Here is a 17,599-nt window from a genome sequence, read left to right as displayed (position 1 = left end):
AGCCCTGACATTTATGATTAACATCATGCGCAGGAGTTTTTTTGGGCATGATGGAAGAAATACCTTTGAGTCTATGCCATTTTGCGTATTTTTCAGCCAATGGCATACTATGTGTAATATTGACGACTCAATGATTTTAAACTACCGGCCTTTGACAGGCCGACACAGGCCGACACAGGATACCTGATAGTGGGTATCGAAGACAAAATGTTTTGAACGTTGTCCCTCGCAGTTGTTGTTTTGCACAAATTTTTTAAATTTTATATGTGAAGTTGAGGTAGGCCATGTCGACACCGGATAATCGCTCCGTAAATTTTTTTAGCTTATTTCGCCGGGGGCAGCACTACGCGAAGACGTGGCCGATGGAAAAGCGGCTGGCGCCCGTTTTCGTCGAAAACCGCGTCATTCGTATGACGCGCTATGCCATACGATTTATGCCGCCTGTCGCCGTCTTTACATTATGCTGGCAGATAGCGCTGGGCGGTCAGTTAGGCCCGGCCGTGGCGACCGCTCTGTTCGCCCTGAGCTTGCCCATGCAGGGATTATGGTGGTTAGGAAAACGTTCCGTGACGCCGTTACCGCCTTCAATCCTTAACTGGTTTTACGAAGTTCGCGGTAAATTGCAGGAGGCTGGACAAGCGCTGGCGCCGGTAGAAGGAAAGCCGGATTACCAGGCATTAGCTGACACGCTTAAGCGCGCCTTCAAACAACTGGATAAAACTTTCCTGGATGATTTGTAATTGACCCCGGATTACGCATATAAAAGAAGGCATACCAATGCCTTCTTTTTTTCATCGCCATAGCGTGATACAGGAGTTCAAAATGGAAATGACCAACGCGCAACGTCTGATTTTGTCTAACCAGTACAAAATGATGACGATGCTCGATCCCACCAACGCCGAGCGTTACCGTCGCTTACAAACAATTATTGAACGCGGCTACGGCCTGCAGATGCGCGAGCTGGATCGCGAGTTTGGCGAGCTGACGGAAGAGACCTGTCGTACCATCATCGATATTATGGAGATGTACCATGCGCTGCACGTCTCCTGGACCAACCTCAAAGATACGCAAACCATCGACGAACGTCGCGTCACCTTCCTGGGGTTTGACGCCGCGACGGAAGCGCGTTACCTCGGCTATGTCCGTTTTATGGTGAATATAGAAGGACGCTACACTCACTTTGACGCCGGGACGCACGGCTTTAATGCCCAGACGCCGATGTGGGAAAAATACCAGCGGATGTTGAATGTCTGGCATGCCTGCCCGCGTCAGTACCACCTGAGCGCGAATGAAATCAATCAAATCATTAATGCCTGAGGAGGCTCGCGTGCAGTGTAAAGGTTTTCTGTTTGATCTGGATGGAACGTTGGTTGACTCATTACCTGCCGTTGAACGCGCGTGGTGTAGCTGGGCCGATCGTTTTAACCTTGCTCATGATGAGGTGCTGGGCTTTATTCATGGCAAACAGGCGATCACCTCGTTGCGGCATTTTATGGCGGGTAAATCGGAGGCGGAAATTGCCGCTGAGTTTACGCGCCTGGAGCAAATAGAAGCCACTGAAACCGCAGGGATCACCGCGTTGCCGGGGGCAGTCGATTTACTCAATCACCTGAATAAAGCGGGCATTCCGTGGGCTATCGTCACCTCCGGTTCAATGCCGGTCGCGCGTGCGCGCCATCAGGTCGCGGGCCTTCCAGCGCCAGAGGTGTTTGTCACCGCCGAACGAGTCAAACGCGGCAAACCGGAGCCGGATGCGTATTTGCTGGGCGCACAACTGCTTGGCCTGGCCCCTCAGGAGTGCGTCGTAGTAGAAGATGCCCCGGCTGGCGTGCTGTCCGGACTGGCTGCGGGCTGCCACGTCATTGCGGTCAATGCGCCGGCCGACACGCCGCGTCTGGCGGATGTTGATTTTGCGTTGGATAGCCTGACGCAATTATCGGTCGCTAAACAACCAAACGGCGATGTGGTGGTGTTAAGAAAGACCTGATCATGATATCGCCCCGCTTTGGCGGGGCATATTTATGGCAGAATCGCGTTATCTTCTCATCTGACAAGGACATGTTGTGAACGGTGAATTGATTTGGGTTCTCTCTTTACTGGCGATTGCCGTCGTGTTGTTTGCGACGGGCAAAGTGCGTATGGATGCGGTGGCTTTATTCGTCATTGTTGCTTTTGTCCTTAGCGGTACCTTGACCCTTCCGGAAGCCTTCTCCGGCTTTAGCGATCCGAATGTCATTCTTATCGCCGCCTTATTTATTATTGGCGACGGCCTCGTGCGAACCGGCGTTGCGACGGTGGTCGGTACCTGGCTGGTTAAAATGGCGGGCAGCAGTGAAATCAAAATGCTGGTTTTACTGATGATCACCGTCGCCGGACTTGGCGCTTTCATGAGTTCAACCGGCGTGGTGGCGATCTTTATCCCCGTTGTTCTTAGCGTTTCTATGCATATGCAAACCTCGCCTTCGCGCCTGATGATGCCGCTGAGTTTTGCCGGGCTTATCAGCGGAATGATGACGCTGGTGGCGACGCCGCCGAACCTGGTGGTTAACAGTGAACTGCTGCGTGAAGGCCTGCACGGGTTCAACTTTTTTAGCGTGACGCCGCTGGGGATAGTGGTGTTGGCGCTCGGCATTGTTTATATGCTGGTGATGCGCTTCATGCTAAAAGGCGATGCGCCCGGACAACAGGCAGGTAAGCGGCGCACTTTCCGCGATCTTATCCGCGAGTACCGTCTGACGGGGCGCGCTCGCCGTCTGGCGATTCGCCCCGGTTCGCCGATGGTGGGACAGCGGCTGGACGACCTTAAACTGCGCGAACGTTACGGCGCCAATGTCATCGGCGTTGAACGCTGGCGGCGCTTTCGGCGGGTTATCGTCAATGTGAACGGCGTATCGGAGTTTCGCGCTCGCGACGTTCTGCTGATTGATATGTCGGCGGCGGAGGTTGACTTCAGAGAGTTCTGCGCCGAGCAACTGCTGGAACCGATGGTATTGCGTGGAGAATATTTTTCCGATCAGGCGTTGGATGTCGGGATGGCGGAAATTTCGCTTATTCCGGAGTCTGAACTGATTGGCAAGTCGGTGCGTGAAATCGCTTTCCGTACACGTTACGGGCTGAATGTGGTCGGCCTGAAACGCGACGGCGTCGCGCTGGAAGGATCGCTGGCCGATGAGCCGTTATTGATGGGCGATATCATTCTGGTCGTGGGGAACTGGAAGTTAATCAGCCTGCTGGGGCAAAAAGGCCGCGACTTTGTGGTGCTGAATATGCCGGTCGAGGTCAGCGAAGCCTCTCCTGCGCACAGCCAGGCGCCGCACGCCATTTTCTGCCTGGTACTGATGGTGGCGCTGATGTTGACCGATGAAATTCCCAACCCGATCGCGGCGATTATCGCCTGCCTGCTGATGGGTAAATTTCGCTGTATTGATGCTGAAAGCGCGTATAAAGCGATCCACTGGCCGAGCATTATCTTGATTGTGGGTATGATGCCGTTTGCGCAGGCGTTGCAAAAAACCGGCGGCGTCTCTCTGGTCGTGCAAGGGTTAATGAATATCGGCGGCGGCTATGGGCCATATATGATGCTGGGATGCCTGTTCGTGCTGTGTGCCGTCATAGGACTGTTCATTTCTAACACGGCAACGGCGGTGCTGATGGCGCCGATTGCGCTGGCGGCGGCGAAATCGATGGGGGTGTCGCCCTATCCGTTTGCGATGGCGGTGGCGATGGCGGCATCCGCCGCCTTTATGACGCCGGTTTCATCGCCGGTGAATACTCTGGTTCTGGGGCCGGGAAACTATAGCTTTAGCGATTTTGTGAAGCTTGGCGTGCCGTTCACGCTTATTGTGATGGCGGTTTGTATTGTGATGATTCCAATGTTGTTTCCGTTTTAACCCCAGACAGGAAAAGGCCTGATGGCGTTGCGCTTATCAGGCCTACGGGAAGAACGGTAGGCCGGATAAGGCGTTAGCCGCCATCCGGCAACTAAAGCGGTGAATCCTGGCTTATCTCGTCAAGAGAAAGATGGAAACTTGGTACGAATACCGCCATAAAATAGTCCATCTCCTGGCTGCGACGTAATTCCAGCGTTTTTTCCAGCCGCGTTTTTGCCAGTCCAAACTCATTGTTTCCCGCTGAGAGCTCCTCCAGGCATTTCAGGTAGGCGCAAAGCGCATCGGCCTGTTTTACGATTGCCTGTTCTTCTTCGCTCCAGGCATTCTCATCAATAAGCGGTGCGAAAATATCGCGTAATTCATCCGGCGCCATATCAACCAGCTTTTGCTGGGCGATTTTTTCGATCGCTTTATATTCCTGGGCTATCTGGGAATTAAAATATTTTACCGGCGTCGGCAGATCGCCGGTCAGTACTTCCGAGGCATCATGATACATCGCCAGAAGCGCGATGCGTTCAGCATTGAGCTGACCGCCAAATTTACGGTTTTTTATCGCCGCCAACGCATGGGCGACCATCGCCACCTGCAGACTATGTTCGGAGACGTTTTCCGTACGCACGTTACGCATCAGCGGCCAGCGGTTAATCAACTTCATGCGGGAGAGATGGGCGAAAAAATGGCTCTGCTTCATAGATTACCTTTTGTTTTCACTGCGGCAGACTTCATTGTGCGGGGAGGCGGATGAAGATGCAATTCAGGCTACCGAAGTAGCCTGAATTTAAGATTATTGATGGTAACCTGAGAGGAAACGCCCAAAGCGGTTGATGGCCATCTCCAGGTCATCTTCACGCGGTAGCGTCACAATGCGGAAGTGATCCGGCCACGGCCAGTTAAAGGCGGTACCTTGCACCAGCAGCACCTTTTCCTGTAGCAGGAAGTCCAGCACCATCTTCTGGTCGTCGTGAATATTAAAACGTTTAGCGTCGATCCTGGGGAACATGTACAACGCGCCGCGCGGTTTTACGCAGGAAACGCCGGGAATATCGTTAATCAACTCCCAGGCTCGGTTACGCTGTTCATACAGTCGACCGCCCGGCAGAATAAATTCGCTAATGCTTTGATAGCCGCCGAGCGCGGTCTGAATAGCATGTTGCGCCGGGACGTTGGCGCACAGGCGCATTGAGGCTAACATCTCCAGCCCTTCAATATAGCCCTTCGCATGTTTTTTCGGCCCGTTCAGCACCATCCAGCCCTGGCGGAAGCCGGCGACGCGATAGGTTTTAGACAACCCATTAAAGGTGATGGTCAGCAGATCAGGCGCCAGTGCGGCGATAGAGTGATGCTCGGCATCGTCATAGAGAATCTTGTCATAAATTTCATCGGCGAAGATGATGAGATTATGCTCGCGCGCAATGTTGACAATTTCCATCAACAATTCTTTAGAATAGACGGCGCCAGTAGGGTTATTTGGATTAATAATGACAATACCACGCGTACGTGGGGTGATTTTGGCGCGGATATCGTCAAGGTCCGGGAACCAGTCGGAAGATTCATCGCAAAGATAATGTACCGCCTTGCCGCTGGAGAGCGATACCGCCGCTGTCCATAACGGATAATCGGGCGCGGGAACCAGCATTTCATCGCCACTGTTAAGCAACGCCTGCATCGCCTGAACGATCAGCTCGGAAACGCCGTTACCGATATAGATATCTTCCACGGTTACATCGCGCATTCCACGGGCCTGATAATGCTGCATAATCGCTTTACGGGCGGAATAAAGCCCTTTCGAGTCGCAATATCCTTGCGCCGTCGGCAAATTACGAATGACATCGACCAGAATTTCGTCCGGCGCTTCGAATCCGAAGGGGGCGGGGTTGCCGATATTCAGTTTAAGAACTTTATTACCTTCTTCCTCAAGGCGTTTCGCTTCTTTCAGAACGGGGCCACGAATGTCATAACAGACATTTTCGAGTTTGCTGGATTTTTCAATGGGGGACATGAATCTTGACCTTTTAGCTGTTATTGCCACTCCCTGCCGTGGAAGTCAGCACGAAACAATGTACTCCCACGACGGTGAGTTTTGAAGAGTGAACAGAAGAAGATTTTGTTTATTTTTAACGCGCTTTCGTACTGTTTAAAACTTCATAAAATCATTTGGTTAGATGCATTTTCTATTTTTGTCTGTATGTATAGTGTTTTGTTCTATGTGATTGCTTGTAATGTGGTTTTTTATGTTGTCAAAAATTATCTGTTTTATGAGAGATAAGCATTCATCATTAGTGTCGCGTCGGCTATTTCGGAAATACTGAGTATTAAAGGTAAAATGAGAAGGTTAGACCTTTCCGGCGGCGGGGGGGGTGAAACTATTGTTAAGTATAATTAATGAATGGTAGAAATCTTAATTAATTATTATTTAATATTTAAAAAGCATTTACTAAAGTCGTAATAATATCTTTCTGGTCCGATTAGTATAACATATCCCAGGTTAAGATTATTCGTAATAATACTTATAAATATAGCGGTTTTAGGTTAAGATAATGATCCGAAACGGGGGCGTAGTCTGCGTAGTCTGCGTAGTCTGCGTAGTCTGCGTAGTCTGCGTAGTCTGCGTAGTCTGCGTTGTCTGCGTTGTCTGCGTTGTCTGCTAATTATCATGACGCGATTTTATACATAACCTATTGTTCAATATATTGTTTTTGTATCTGTGCGTCTCGGTAAACTATTTGACGCTGTTACAAGATTTACACGTCCATCATTAGCAGAAATCTGTAGACGCCTAAAGGTATGACACATTCTCTTTGATATATCCCGATCAGTTGCATTTGGTATTATATCAGTAAGTAAGAGAAGTGTTTTGGTCGTATTTTCAATTACATTCTAACATTTACCTGGGTAACCAGGCGGTACTGCGAAGGATGCACATTACAAATGGAATTGCTTGTTTCTGAATGCACAGCATTAACCAGGTCAGCCCGATATGACCCGCCAGTAAGTGAAAAATTATGATAAATGCAAATCGTCCGATAATTAACCTCGATCTCGATCTGCTGAGAACGTTCGTGGCCGTTGCCGATCTGAACACCTTCGCCGCGGCGGCGGCGGCGGTATGTCGTACTCAGTCTGCGGTCAGTCAGCAAATGCAGCGTCTTGAGCAACTCGTGGGAAAGGAATTGTTCGCCCGCCATGGCCGTAACAAACTTTTGACCGAACACGGTATCCAGCTTCTGGGGTACGCCAGAAAAATCCTGCGTTTTAATGATGAGGCGTGTTCATCATTAATGTTCAGTAATCTTCAGGGAGTGTTAACAATCGGCGCTTCTGATGAATCAGCTGATACTATCCTGCCTTTTTTGCTTAGCCGAATCAGCTCGGTTTATCCGAAACTCGCGCTTGATGTACGGGTAAAACGCAACGCCTATATGGTGGACATGGTTAAATCGCAGGAAGTAGATTTGGTGGTGACGACTAACCAACCTCATTCGCTGGACTGTCTGAATTTGCGGACCTCGCCCACCCATTGGTATTGTGCGGCTGAGTATGTTTTGCAAAGGGGAGAGCCCGTACCACTAGTCCTGCTGGACGATCCCAGTCCATTCCGCGATATGGTGCTGGAGACGCTAAATGCAGCGGGTATTCCCTGGCGGCTGGCCTATGTGGCGTCTACATTACCGGCGGTACGCGCGGCCGTTAAAGCCGGTCTTGGCGTAACGGCTCGACCTGTCGAAATGATGAGTCCCGACCTTCGCGTGCTGGGCGCCGCAGACGGATTACCGCCTTTGCCGGATACGGAATATCTGTTGTGCCGCGATCCCAATAGCCAGAACGAGCTGGCGATGGTGATTTTCCATGCGATGGAAAGCTATCAAAACCCATGGCATTACAACCAGTTTTCTGCAGAGGGCGGAGATGATCCGCTGATGGTGGAAGGGGGTTTTGAGTAGCTCGCAGGCAAAAGGCGCTAAGTCGTAAATGTAAAAAAGAGCCGCTGGCGATGAAAAAACGCTCAGTGGCTCTTTTTTTGTGCCCATCTGTACGCGCTTAACCGCACAAATTGTAAAAGTTGCGGTAAATCAGCCAGTAGCAATTCGCAGTTCAATGTGGGCAAAAAATAACCAGAACATCCATTTTATGAATTTGCATGTTAAAAAACTAGAGAAATTGTTGCTGTTTTAGGGGGGGAATTAACAAAAGCGTGTCACAGATCAAGAAAATACTCCCATTTAGGGGGAGGCATCTTCACAAATTCCTGTCAAAATAGGTGTGTGTTATTTCTTTTGCTTCACAACGGACACGATTCAACAACATAAAATCCCCCCTGGTCGAAGAGTCATTTTCTCCAGGATGGCACTTAATGTTAATGATGATGAATTGATGTAAATTAATGTGAAGGAACTTTTGTTAAAGTTGACAAAAGGTTATAGAAAGGAGTAAAAAACCACATCAATTAGCTGTTTTTATCATTTTCTACAGTAATTGTAGGGTTTTTTTTATTCCTCCCCATGAATCGATGTGGCGTCCATCTGCCGTAAAGAGCAGAGGAACTGGCGCTACTTTTGATGAGTAAGCAATGAGTATGTCAACATCCACTGAAGTCATCGCTCATCACTGGGCATTCGCTATCTTTCTTATCGTTGCCATTGGCCTGTGCTGCCTGATGCTGGTAGGCGGTTGGTTTTTGGGCGGTCGCGCACGCGCGAGGCACAAGAACGTTCCGTTTGAATCAGGTATCGACTCGGTCGGCACCGCCCGCTTACGCCTGTCTGCCAAGTTTTACCTGGTAGCCATGTTCTTCGTTATCTTCGACGTTGAAGCGCTGTATCTGTTCGCATGGTCAACTTCTATCCGCGAAAGCGGCTGGGTTGGCTTTGTGGAAGCTGCAATTTTTATTTTTGTGTTACTGGCTGGTCTGGTTTATCTGGCGCGTATTGGCGCGTTGGACTGGACGCCCGCGCGTTCACGCCGCGAGCGTATGAACCCGGAAACGAACAGTATCGCTAATCGTCAACGCTAACCGCGAGGCATTAAGATGGATTATACGCTCACCCGCATAGATCCTAACGGTGAGAATGGCCGTTACCCCCTGCAAAAACAGGAGATCGTAACCGACCCCCTGGAGCAGGAAGTTAACAAAAACGTGTTCATGGGCAAACTGCATGACATGGTTAACTGGGGCCGTAAAAACTCAATTTGGCCCTACAACTTCGGCCTTTCTTGCTGCTATGTAGAGATGGTGACCTCTTTTACCGCAGTGCATGACGTTGCCCGTTTCGGCGCGGAAGTGCTGCGTGCGTCGCCACGTCAGGCTGACCTGATGGTGGTGGCCGGTACCTGCTTTACCAAAATGGCCCCGGTTATTCAGCGTCTGTATGACCAAATGCTGGAGCCAAAATGGGTCATTTCTATGGGCGCCTGCGCCAACTCCGGCGGCATGTACGATATTTATTCGGTAGTGCAGGGCGTTGATAAGTTCATCCCGGTGGATGTGTATATCCCTGGCTGTCCGCCGCGTCCGGAAGCGTATATGCAGGCGTTGATGCTGCTGCAAGAATCGATTGGCAAAGAGCGCCGTCCGCTCTCATGGGTGGTGGGCGATCAGGGCGTGTATCGCGCCAATATGCAGCCAGAACGCGAACGTAAACGCGGCGAGCGTATTGCCGTCACGAACCTGCGTACCCCGGACGAGATTTAATTTGCGCCTGTCGGCAGCAGCACTTCACTTCGCTAACCACTATTTTAATAGCGCGAAGCACTGCCGACCACCACGGACCATTTGCAATGGTGAACAATATGACCGACTTAACCGCGCAAGACGCTGCATGGAGTACCCGCGATCATCTTGATGATCCGGTTATCGGCGAACTGCGCAACCGTTTTGGGCCGGATGCCTTTACCGTTCAGGCGACCCGCACCGGTATCCCCGTTGTTTGGGTCAAGCGTGAACAACTACTGGAGGTTGGCGATTTCTTAAAGAAACTGCCGAAACCTTACGTCATGCTGTTTGACTTACACGGCATGGATGAACGCCTGCGTACGCACCGTGACGGGTTACCCGCCGCGGATTTTTCCGTTTTCTACCACCTGATTTCCATTGAGCGTAATCGCGATATCATGCTCAAGGTGGCGTTGTCTGAAAACGACCTGCGCGTGCCGACCTTCACTAAACTTTTCCCTAACGCCAACTGGTACGAGCGTGAGACCTGGGAGATGTTTGGTATTGATATCGAAGGCCACCCGCACCTGACGCGCATCATGATGCCGCAAACCTGGGAAGGCCATCCGCTGCGTAAAGATTATCCGGCGCGCGCGACCGAATTCGACCCGTTTGAGCTGACCAAAGCCAAGCAGGATCTGGAAATGGAAGCGCTGACCTTTAAGCCGGAAGACTGGGGGATGAAGCGCGGGACTGACAACGAGGACTTTATGTTCCTCAACCTCGGCCCGAACCACCCGTCTGCGCACGGTGCGTTTCGTATTATCCTGCAACTTGACGGTGAAGAAATCGTCGACTGCGTGCCGGATATCGGCTATCACCACCGCGGCGCCGAAAAAATGGGCGAGCGCCAGTCCTGGCATAGCTACATTCCCTATACCGACCGTATCGAATACCTCGGTGGTTGCGTCAATGAAATGCCGTACGTGCTGGCGGTAGAAAAGTTGGCAGGGATCACCGTCCCGGATCGTGTGAACGTCATCCGCGTGATGCTCTCCGAACTGTTCCGCATTAACAGTCATCTGCTGTACATCTCGACCTTTATTCAGGACGTCGGCGCGATGACGCCGGTCTTCTTTGCCTTTACCGACCGGCAGAAAATTTATGACCTGGTGGAAGCCATTACCGGTTTCCGTATGCACCCGGCCTGGTTCCGTATCGGCGGCGTCGCGCACGACTTGCCGCGCGGTTGGGATCGCCTGCTGCGAGAGTTCCTTGAGTGGATGCCGAAGCGTCTGGATTCTTACGAGAAAGCCGCGCTGCGTAACACTATTCTGAAAGGGCGTTCGCAGGGCGTTGCCGCTTACGGCGCGAAAGAGGCGCTGGAGTGGGGCACCACCGGCGCAGGGCTGCGCGCGACCGGGATCGACTTCGACGTACGTAAATGGCGTCCATACTCTGGCTACGAAAACTTTGACTTTGAAGTGCCGGTGGGCGGCGGCGTTTCCGACTGCTATACCCGCGTGATGCTGAAAGTGGAAGAGCTGCGCCAGAGTCTGCGCATTCTTCAGCAGTGCCTCGATAACATGCCGGAAGGGCCGTTCAAAGCGGATCACCCGCTGACCACGCCGCCGCCGAAAGAGCGCACGCTGCAACATATCGAAACCCTGATCACCCACTTCCTGCAGGTCTCCTGGGGCCCGGTGATGCCGGCGCAGGAGTCCTTCCAGATGGTGGAAGCGACGAAGGGGATTAACAGTTACTACCTGACCAGCGACGGCAGCACCATGAGCTACCGTACCCGCGTGCGTACGCCGAGCTTTGCGCACCTGCAGCAGATTCCCTCGGCGATCCGCGGTAGCCTGGTCTCCGACCTGATTGTCTATCTGGGTAGTATCGATTTTGTTATGTCAGATGTGGACCGCTAATTATGCACGAGAATCAACAACCACAAACCGAGGCTTTTGAGCTGAGTGCGGCAGAGCGTGAAGCGATAGAGCACGAGAAGCACCACTACGAAGACCCGCGTGCGGCGTCCATTGAAGCGCTGAAAATCGTTCAGAAGCAGCGTGGCTGGGTGCCGGACGGCGCGATCTACGCTATTGCCGATGTGCTGGGTATTCCGGCGAGCGACGTCGAAGGCGTCGCCACATTCTACAGCCAGATTTTCCGTCAGCCGGTCGGTCGCCACGTGATTCGCTACTGCGACAGCGTGGTGTGCCATATCACCGGCTATCAGGGGATTCAGGCCGCGCTGGAAAAAAATCTCAACATCAAACCGGGGCAGACGACCTTTGATGGTCGCTTTACGCTGCTGCCGACCTGCTGCCTGGGGAATTGCGATAAAGGGCCGAACATGATGATTGATGAGGATACTCACAGCCATCTGACCCCGGAAGCCATTCCTGAACTACTGGAGCGGTATAAATGAAAAACGTTATCCGTACTCCCGAAACCCATCCGCTGACCTGGCGTCTGCGCGATGACAAACAGCCGGTCTGGCTGGATGAATATCGTAGCAAAAACGGCTACGAAGGCGCGCGTAAGGCGCTGACCGGCCTGTCTCCGGATGAAATCGTCAGCCAGGTAAAAGACGCCGGTCTGAAAGGGCGCGGCGGCGCGGGCTTTTCCACCGGTCTGAAGTGGAGCCTGATGCCGAAAGATGAATCCATGAACATCCGTTACCTGCTGTGTAACGCCGATGAAATGGAGCCGGGCACCTATAAAGACCGTCTGCTGATGGAACAGCTGCCGCACCTGCTGGTGGAAGGCATGCTGATCTCCGCGTTCGCGCTGAAAGCGTATCGCGGCTACATCTTCCTGCGCGGCGAATATATCGAAGCGGCTGTACATTTGCGCCGTGCGATTGCTGAAGCCACCGAGGCCGGGCTGCTTGGCAAAAATATCATGGGCACCGGGTTCGACTTTGAACTGTTTGTCCACACCGGGGCAGGGCGTTACATCTGTGGTGAAGAAACGGCGCTGATTAACTCCCTCGAAGGCCGCCGCGCGAACCCACGCTCCAAGCCGCCCTTCCCGGCGACCTCCGGCGTATGGGGCAAACCGACCTGTGTGAATAACGTCGAAACGTTGTGCAACGTCCCGGCAATCCTCGCCAACGGCGTGGAGTGGTACCAGAACATCTCGAAAAGCAAAGATGCGGGTACCAAGCTGATGGGCTTCTCGGGCCGCGTGAAGAATCCGGGCCTGTGGGAATTACCGTTCGGCACCACCGCGCGCGAGATCCTTGAAGACTACGCGGGCGGTATGCGCGATGGCCTGAAATTCAAAGCCTGGCAACCGGGCGGGGCGGGAACCGACTTCCTGACCGAGGCGCATCTTGACCTGCCGATGGAGTTCGAAAGTATCGGTAAAGCAGGCAGCCGTTTGGGCACTGCGCTGGCGATGGCGGTAGACCACGAAATCGGCATGGTATCGCTGGTGCGTAACCTGGAAGAGTTCTTTGCCCGCGAATCCTGCGGCTGGTGTACGCCATGCCGTGACGGGCTGCCGTGGAGCGTGAAAATTCTGCGCGCGCTGGAGCGTGGCGAAGGCCAGCCGGGGGATATCGAGACACTTGAGCAACTGTGTCGTTTCCTCGGACCGGGTAAAACCTTCTGCGCGCATGCGCCGGGCGCGGTTGAGCCACTGCAAAGCGCAATTAAGTATTTCCGCGAAGAATTCGAAGCTGGCATCAAGCAGCCGTTCAGCAATACCCATTTAATCAATGGTATTCAGCCGAACCTGCTCAAAGAGCGCTGGTGAGTTAACGATTTTTAATTTGGAAGCATGCTAATGGCTACGATTCATGTAGACGGCAAAGAATACGAGGTCAACGGCGCGGACAACCTGCTACAGGCATGTCTGTCCCTCGGCCTTGATATTCCGTATTTTTGCTGGCACCCGGCGCTGGGAAGCGTCGGTGCTTGCCGCCAGTGTGCGGTGAAGCAATACCAAAACGCGGAAGATACGCGTGGTCGCCTGGTGATGTCCTGTATGACGCCAGCCACCGACGGTACCTTTATCTCTATTGACGACGAAGAAGCGAAACAGTTCCGTGAAAGCGTGGTGGAGTGGCTGATGACTAACCACCCGCACGACTGTCCGGTCTGTGAAGAGGGCGGTAACTGCCATCTTCAGGATATGACCGTGATGACGGGGCATAGTTTCCGCCGCTACCGTTTCACCAAACGTACCCACCGCAACCAGGATCTGGGGCCGTTCATCTCGCACGAAATGAACCGCTGTATCGCCTGCTACCGTTGTGTGCGTTACTACAAAGATTATGCCGACGGCACCGATCTGGGCGTCTATGGCGCGCATGACAACGTCTACTTCGGGCGTCCGGAAGACGGTACGCTGGAAAGCGAATTCTCCGGTAACCTGGTCGAGATTTGCCCGACCGGCGTCTTCACCGATAAAACGCACTCCGAGCGTTACAACCGTAAATGGGACATGCAGTTTGCGCCGAGCATCTGCCAGCAGTGTTCCATCGGCTGTAACATCAGCCCGGGCGAGCGCTATGGCGAACTGCGCCGTATCGAAAACCGTTACAACGGTACCGTTAACCACTACTTCCTCTGTGACCGCGGTCGTTTCGGCTATGGCTATGTGAACCTGAAAGACCGTCCGCGTCAGCCGGTTCAGCGCCGTGGCGACGACTTCATCACCCTCAACGCCGAGCAGGCGATGCAGGGCGCGGCGGATATTCTGCGCCAGTCGAAGAAAGTGATCGGTATCGGTTCGCCACGCGCCAGCATTGAGAGCAACTTTGCGCTGCGTGAGCTGGTTGGTGCGGAAAACTTCTACACCGGTATCGCGCGCGGCGAGCAGGAACGTCTGCAACTGGCGCTGAAAGTGCTGCGTGAAGGCGGAATTTACACCCCGGCGCTGCGGGAGATCGAATCTTATGACGCGGTACTGGTCTTGGGTGAGGATGTCACTCAGACCGGCGCGCGCGTTGCGCTGGCGGTACGCCAGGCGGTGAAAGGTAAAGCGCGTGAAATGGCGGCGGCGCAGAAAGTGGCCGACTGGCAGATTGCGGCCATCCTTAACATCGGCCAGCGTGCCAAACATCCGCTGTTCGTGACTAACGTGGACGACACCCGTCTGGATGATATCGCCGCCTGGACTTATCGCGCGCCGGTGGAAGATCAGGCGCGCCTGGGCTTTGCGATTGCCCATGCGCTGGACAATACAGCGCCTGCGGTTGACGGTATCGACAGCGACTTACAAAACAAAATTAATGTCATTGTGCAGGCGTTGGCCGGCGCGAAAAAACCGCTGATTATCTCCGGCACTAACGCCGGTAGCAGTGAGGTGATTCAGGCGGCCGCCAACGTGGCGAAAGCGCTGAAAGGCCGTGGCGCCGACGTCGGTATTACTATGATTGCCCGCTCCGTGAACAGCATGGGGCTGGGTATGATGGGCGGCGGTTCGCTTGACGATGCGTTGGGCGAGCTGGAAACCGGCAACGCGGACGCGGTGGTGGTGCTGGAAAACGATCTCCACCGTCATGCAAGCGCTACGCGCGTGAACGCTGCACTCGCCAAAGCGCCGCTGGTAATGGTGGTTGACCATCAGCGCACGGCGATTATGGAAAATGCTCATCTGGTGCTTTCCGCGGCAAGCTTCGCCGAAAGCGATGGTACGGTCATCAACAACGAAGGCCGCGCGCAGCGCTTCTTCCAGGTTTATGATCCGGCCTACTACGATAACAAGACGATTATGCTGGAAAGCTGGCGCTGGCTGCATTCGCTGCACAGCACCGTCGAAAACCGCGAAGTAGACTGGACACAGCTTGACCATGTGATCGACGCGGTCATTGCCGCCATGCCGCAATTTGCCGGCATTAAGGACGCCGCGCCGGATGCGACCTTCCGCATTCGTGGGCAGAAGCTGGCGCGCGAACCGCATCGTTACAGCGGTCGTACGGCGATGCGCGCCAATATCAGCGTGCATGAACCACGTCAGCCGCAGGATAAAGACACCATGTTCGCCTTCTCGATGGAAGGGAATAACCAACCGACTGCCCCGCGATCTGAAATTCCGTTCGCCTGGGCGCCGGGCTGGAACTCCCCGCAGGCGTGGAACAAATTCCAGGATGAAGTGGGCGGCAAACTGCGTCACGGCGATCCGGGCGTGCGTTTGATTGAAGCGACTGAGGGCGGTCTGGATTATTTCACTACCGTGCCGGCAAGCTTCCAGGCGCAGGACGGTCAGTGGCGTATTGCGCCGTATTACCACCTGTTTGGCAGCGACGAATTGTCTCAGCGTTCTCCGGTCTTCCAGAGCCGTATGCCGCAGCCGTATATCAAACTTAACCCGGCGGATGCCGCGAAGTTGGGCGTCAATGCCGGGACGCGCGTCTCCTTTAGCTACGATGGCAATACGGTGACGCTGCCGGTTGAAATCTCTGAAGGGTTAGCGGCAGGGCAGGTAGGGCTGCCGATGGGTATGCCTGGCATCGCGCCGGTTCTGGCTGGCGCGCGTCTTGAGGATCTGCGGGAGGCGCAACAATGAGTTGGATTACACCGGATCTGATTGAGATCCTGCTGAGCATTCTCAAAGCGGTGGTGATTCTGCTGGTGGTCGTCACCTGCGGGGCCTTCATGAGCTTTGGCGAACGTCGTCTGCTGGGTCTGTTCCAGAACCGTTATGGACCAAACCGCGTTGGCTGGGGCGGCTCGCTCCAGCTGGTCGCGGATATGATCAAGATGTTCTTTAAAGAAGACTGGATCCCGAAATTCTCGGATCGCGTCATCTTTACCTTGGCGCCGATGATCGCGTTTACTTCGCTGCTGCTCTCCTTCGCCATTGTGCCGGTTAGCCCTAATTGGGTGGTGGCCGATTTAAACATCGGGATTTTGTTCTTCCTGATGATGGCCGGTCTGGCGGTTTACGCGGTGTTATTCGCCGGTTGGTCGAGCAACAACAAATACTCGCTGCTGGGCGCGATGCGCGCGTCTGCCCAGACGGTGAGCTACGAAGTGTTCCTTGGTCTTTCCCTGATGGGTGTGGTGGCGCAGGCCGGTTCATTTAATATGACCGATATCGTCAATAACCAGGCGCATCTGTGGAACGTGATTCCGCAATTCTTTGGGTTTGTTACTTTCGCCATCGCGGGCGTAGCGGTCTGTCACCGTCACCCGTTTGACCAGCCGGAAGCCGAGCAGGAACTGGCGGACGGTTACCACATCGAATATTCCGGTATGAAATTCGGTCTGTTCTTCGTGGGGGAGTACATCGGTATCGTCACCGTTTCCGCGCTGATGGTAACGTTGTTCTTCGGTGGCTGGCATGGCCCGTTCTTACCGCCATTCGTCTGGTTCGCGCTGAAAACCGCGTTCTTCATGATGATGTTCATTTTGATTCGTGCGTCGTTACCGCGTCCGCGTTATGACCAGGTAATGTCCTTCGGCTGGAAAGTTTGCCTGCCGCTGACGCTCATCAACTTGCTGGTAACGGCGGCTGTCATTCTGTGGCAGGCGCAATAAGGGACACAAAGACCATGACCTTAAAAGAATTATTAGTAGGTTTCGGCACTCAGGTACGCAGTATCTGGATGATCGGCCTGCATGCGTTCGCCAAACGCGAAACGCGGATGTATCCGGAAGAGCCGGTCTATTTACCGCCCCGTTACCGTGGCCGTATCGTGCTCACGCGCGACCCGGACGGTGAAGAGCGCTGCGTTGCCTGTAACCTGTGCGCGGTAGCTTGTCCGGTAGGCTGTATCTCTCTGCAAAAAGCGGAGACCAAAGATGGCCGCTGGTATCCGGAATTTTTCCGCATTAACTTCTCACGCTGCATCTTCTGCGGCCTGTGCGAAGAAGCGTGCCCGACCACGGCGATTCAGTTGACCCCGGACTTCGAACTGGGCGAATACAAACGTCAGGATCTGGTGTACGAAAAAGAGGATCTGCTGATTTCCGGTCCGGGCAAATACCCGGAATATAACTTCTACCGGATGGCGGGTATGGCAATCGACGGCAAAGATAAAGGCGAAGCAGCGAACGAAGCCAAGCCTATCGACGTCAAGAGCCTGTTACCGTAAGGAGAG

General features: G+C 53.6%; 16 protein-coding genes. 14 read left to right on the top strand and 2 right to left on the bottom strand.

The annotated features are described in order from the left end of the window. Positions 1-284: 284 nt before the first annotated feature. From yfbV to N7E69_RS01040, 4 genes are all read left to right on the top strand, one after another. Complete coding sequence (yfbV, locus tag N7E69_RS01055) at positions 285-740, top strand: terminus macrodomain insulation protein YfbV (RefSeq protein WP_000106617.1); 456 nt, start codon at positions 285-287, stop codon at positions 738-740. A gap of 82 nt (positions 741-822) precedes the next feature. Then, positions 823-1,317, top strand: coding sequence for a YfbU family protein (locus N7E69_RS01050; RefSeq protein ID WP_000426137.1), 495 nt, complete (start codon positions 823-825; stop codon positions 1,315-1,317). Further along, positions 1,310-1,987: a sugar phosphatase gene (locus tag N7E69_RS01045; protein WP_001555201.1), complete on the top strand. Its 678-nt coding sequence runs from the start codon at positions 1,310-1,312 to the stop codon at positions 1,985-1,987. The genes N7E69_RS01050 and N7E69_RS01045 overlap by 8 nt, the downstream gene beginning before the upstream one ends. Positions 1,988-2,063: 76 nt before the next feature. Further along, positions 2,064-3,890: an SLC13 family permease gene (locus N7E69_RS01040; protein ID WP_039506976.1), complete on the top strand. Its 1,827-nt coding sequence runs from the start codon at positions 2,064-2,066 to the stop codon at positions 3,888-3,890. 91 nt (positions 3,891-3,981) lie between these two features. Here N7E69_RS01040 and yfbR read toward each other — a convergent pair whose 3' ends face one another. After that, complete coding sequence (gene yfbR, locus N7E69_RS01035) at positions 3,982-4,581, bottom strand: 5'-deoxynucleotidase (RefSeq protein ID WP_000813882.1); 600 nt, start codon at positions 4,579-4,581, stop codon at positions 3,982-3,984. 93 nt (positions 4,582-4,674) lie between these two features. Next, positions 4,675-5,889 carry an alanine transaminase AlaA gene (gene alaA, locus N7E69_RS01030; protein ID WP_000074540.1) on the bottom strand — a complete coding sequence of 405 codons (1,215 nt, stop codon included), beginning with the start codon at positions 5,887-5,889 and terminating at the stop codon, positions 4,675-4,677. A 1,003-nt stretch (positions 5,890-6,892) separates the two neighbouring features. On the opposite strand from alaA, the gene lrhA reads away from it, so the two are divergent. The 10 genes from lrhA (at position 6,893) to nuoI (ending at position 17,593) form a co-directional block, all read left to right on the top strand. Continuing rightward, on the top strand, positions 6,893-7,831 hold the full coding sequence (gene lrhA, locus N7E69_RS01025; RefSeq protein ID WP_000606288.1) for a transcriptional regulator LrhA: 939 nt from the start codon (positions 6,893-6,895) through the stop codon (positions 7,829-7,831). Between the two features lie 79 nt (positions 7,832-7,910). After that, the gene (locus N7E69_RS01020) at positions 7,911-8,063 is read left to right on the top strand and encodes a hypothetical protein (RefSeq protein ID WP_001522276.1); all 153 of its coding nucleotides are present in this window, start codon (positions 7,911-7,913) and stop codon (positions 8,061-8,063) included. Positions 8,064-8,457: 394 nt separating this feature from the next. Continuing rightward, positions 8,458-8,901, top strand: coding sequence for an NADH-quinone oxidoreductase subunit NuoA (gene nuoA / locus N7E69_RS01015; RefSeq protein WP_000062993.1), 444 nt, complete (start codon positions 8,458-8,460; stop codon positions 8,899-8,901). Positions 8,902-8,916: 15 nt separating this feature from the next. Beyond that, positions 8,917-9,579 (top strand): NADH-quinone oxidoreductase subunit NuoB, encoded by a 663-nt coding sequence (gene nuoB, locus N7E69_RS01010; protein ID WP_108610925.1) that lies wholly within the window; start codon positions 8,917-8,919, stop codon positions 9,577-9,579. Positions 9,580-9,665: 86 nt separating this feature from the next. Beyond that, complete coding sequence (gene nuoC / locus N7E69_RS01005; RefSeq protein WP_000247855.1) at positions 9,666-11,468, top strand: NADH-quinone oxidoreductase subunit C/D; 1,803 nt, start codon at positions 9,666-9,668, stop codon at positions 11,466-11,468. A 2-nt stretch (positions 11,469-11,470) separates the two neighbouring features. Then, positions 11,471-11,971 carry an NADH-quinone oxidoreductase subunit NuoE gene (gene nuoE, locus N7E69_RS01000; protein WP_000545038.1) on the top strand — a complete coding sequence of 167 codons (501 nt, stop codon included), beginning with the start codon at positions 11,471-11,473 and terminating at the stop codon, positions 11,969-11,971. Continuing rightward, the gene (gene nuoF, locus N7E69_RS00995) at positions 11,968-13,305 is read left to right on the top strand and encodes an NADH-quinone oxidoreductase subunit NuoF (protein ID WP_000800048.1); all 1,338 of its coding nucleotides are present in this window, start codon (positions 11,968-11,970) and stop codon (positions 13,303-13,305) included. Before nuoE ends, nuoF begins: the two co-directional genes overlap by 4 nt. A gap of 30 nt (positions 13,306-13,335) precedes the next feature. After that, positions 13,336-16,062: an NADH-quinone oxidoreductase subunit NuoG gene (gene nuoG, locus N7E69_RS00990; RefSeq protein WP_001574710.1), complete on the top strand. Its 2,727-nt coding sequence runs from the start codon at positions 13,336-13,338 to the stop codon at positions 16,060-16,062. Next, the gene (gene nuoH / locus N7E69_RS00985) at positions 16,059-17,036 is read left to right on the top strand and encodes an NADH-quinone oxidoreductase subunit NuoH (protein WP_000118515.1); all 978 of its coding nucleotides are present in this window, start codon (positions 16,059-16,061) and stop codon (positions 17,034-17,036) included. The genes nuoG and nuoH overlap by 4 nt, the downstream gene beginning before the upstream one ends. A gap of 14 nt (positions 17,037-17,050) precedes the next feature. Next, positions 17,051-17,593 carry an NADH-quinone oxidoreductase subunit NuoI gene (gene nuoI, locus N7E69_RS00980; protein ID WP_000172746.1) on the top strand — a complete coding sequence of 181 codons (543 nt, stop codon included), beginning with the start codon at positions 17,051-17,053 and terminating at the stop codon, positions 17,591-17,593. Positions 17,594-17,599 lie beyond the last annotated feature (6 nt).

This window comes from Salmonella sp. 3C (genome assembly GCF_025426275.1).
GTDB classification, from domain to species: Bacteria; Pseudomonadota; Gammaproteobacteria; order Enterobacterales; family Enterobacteriaceae; genus Salmonella; species Salmonella enterica.
The sequence above is the reverse complement of the archived record's forward strand: the minus strand, read 5'-3'. Positions and strand labels throughout refer to the sequence as shown.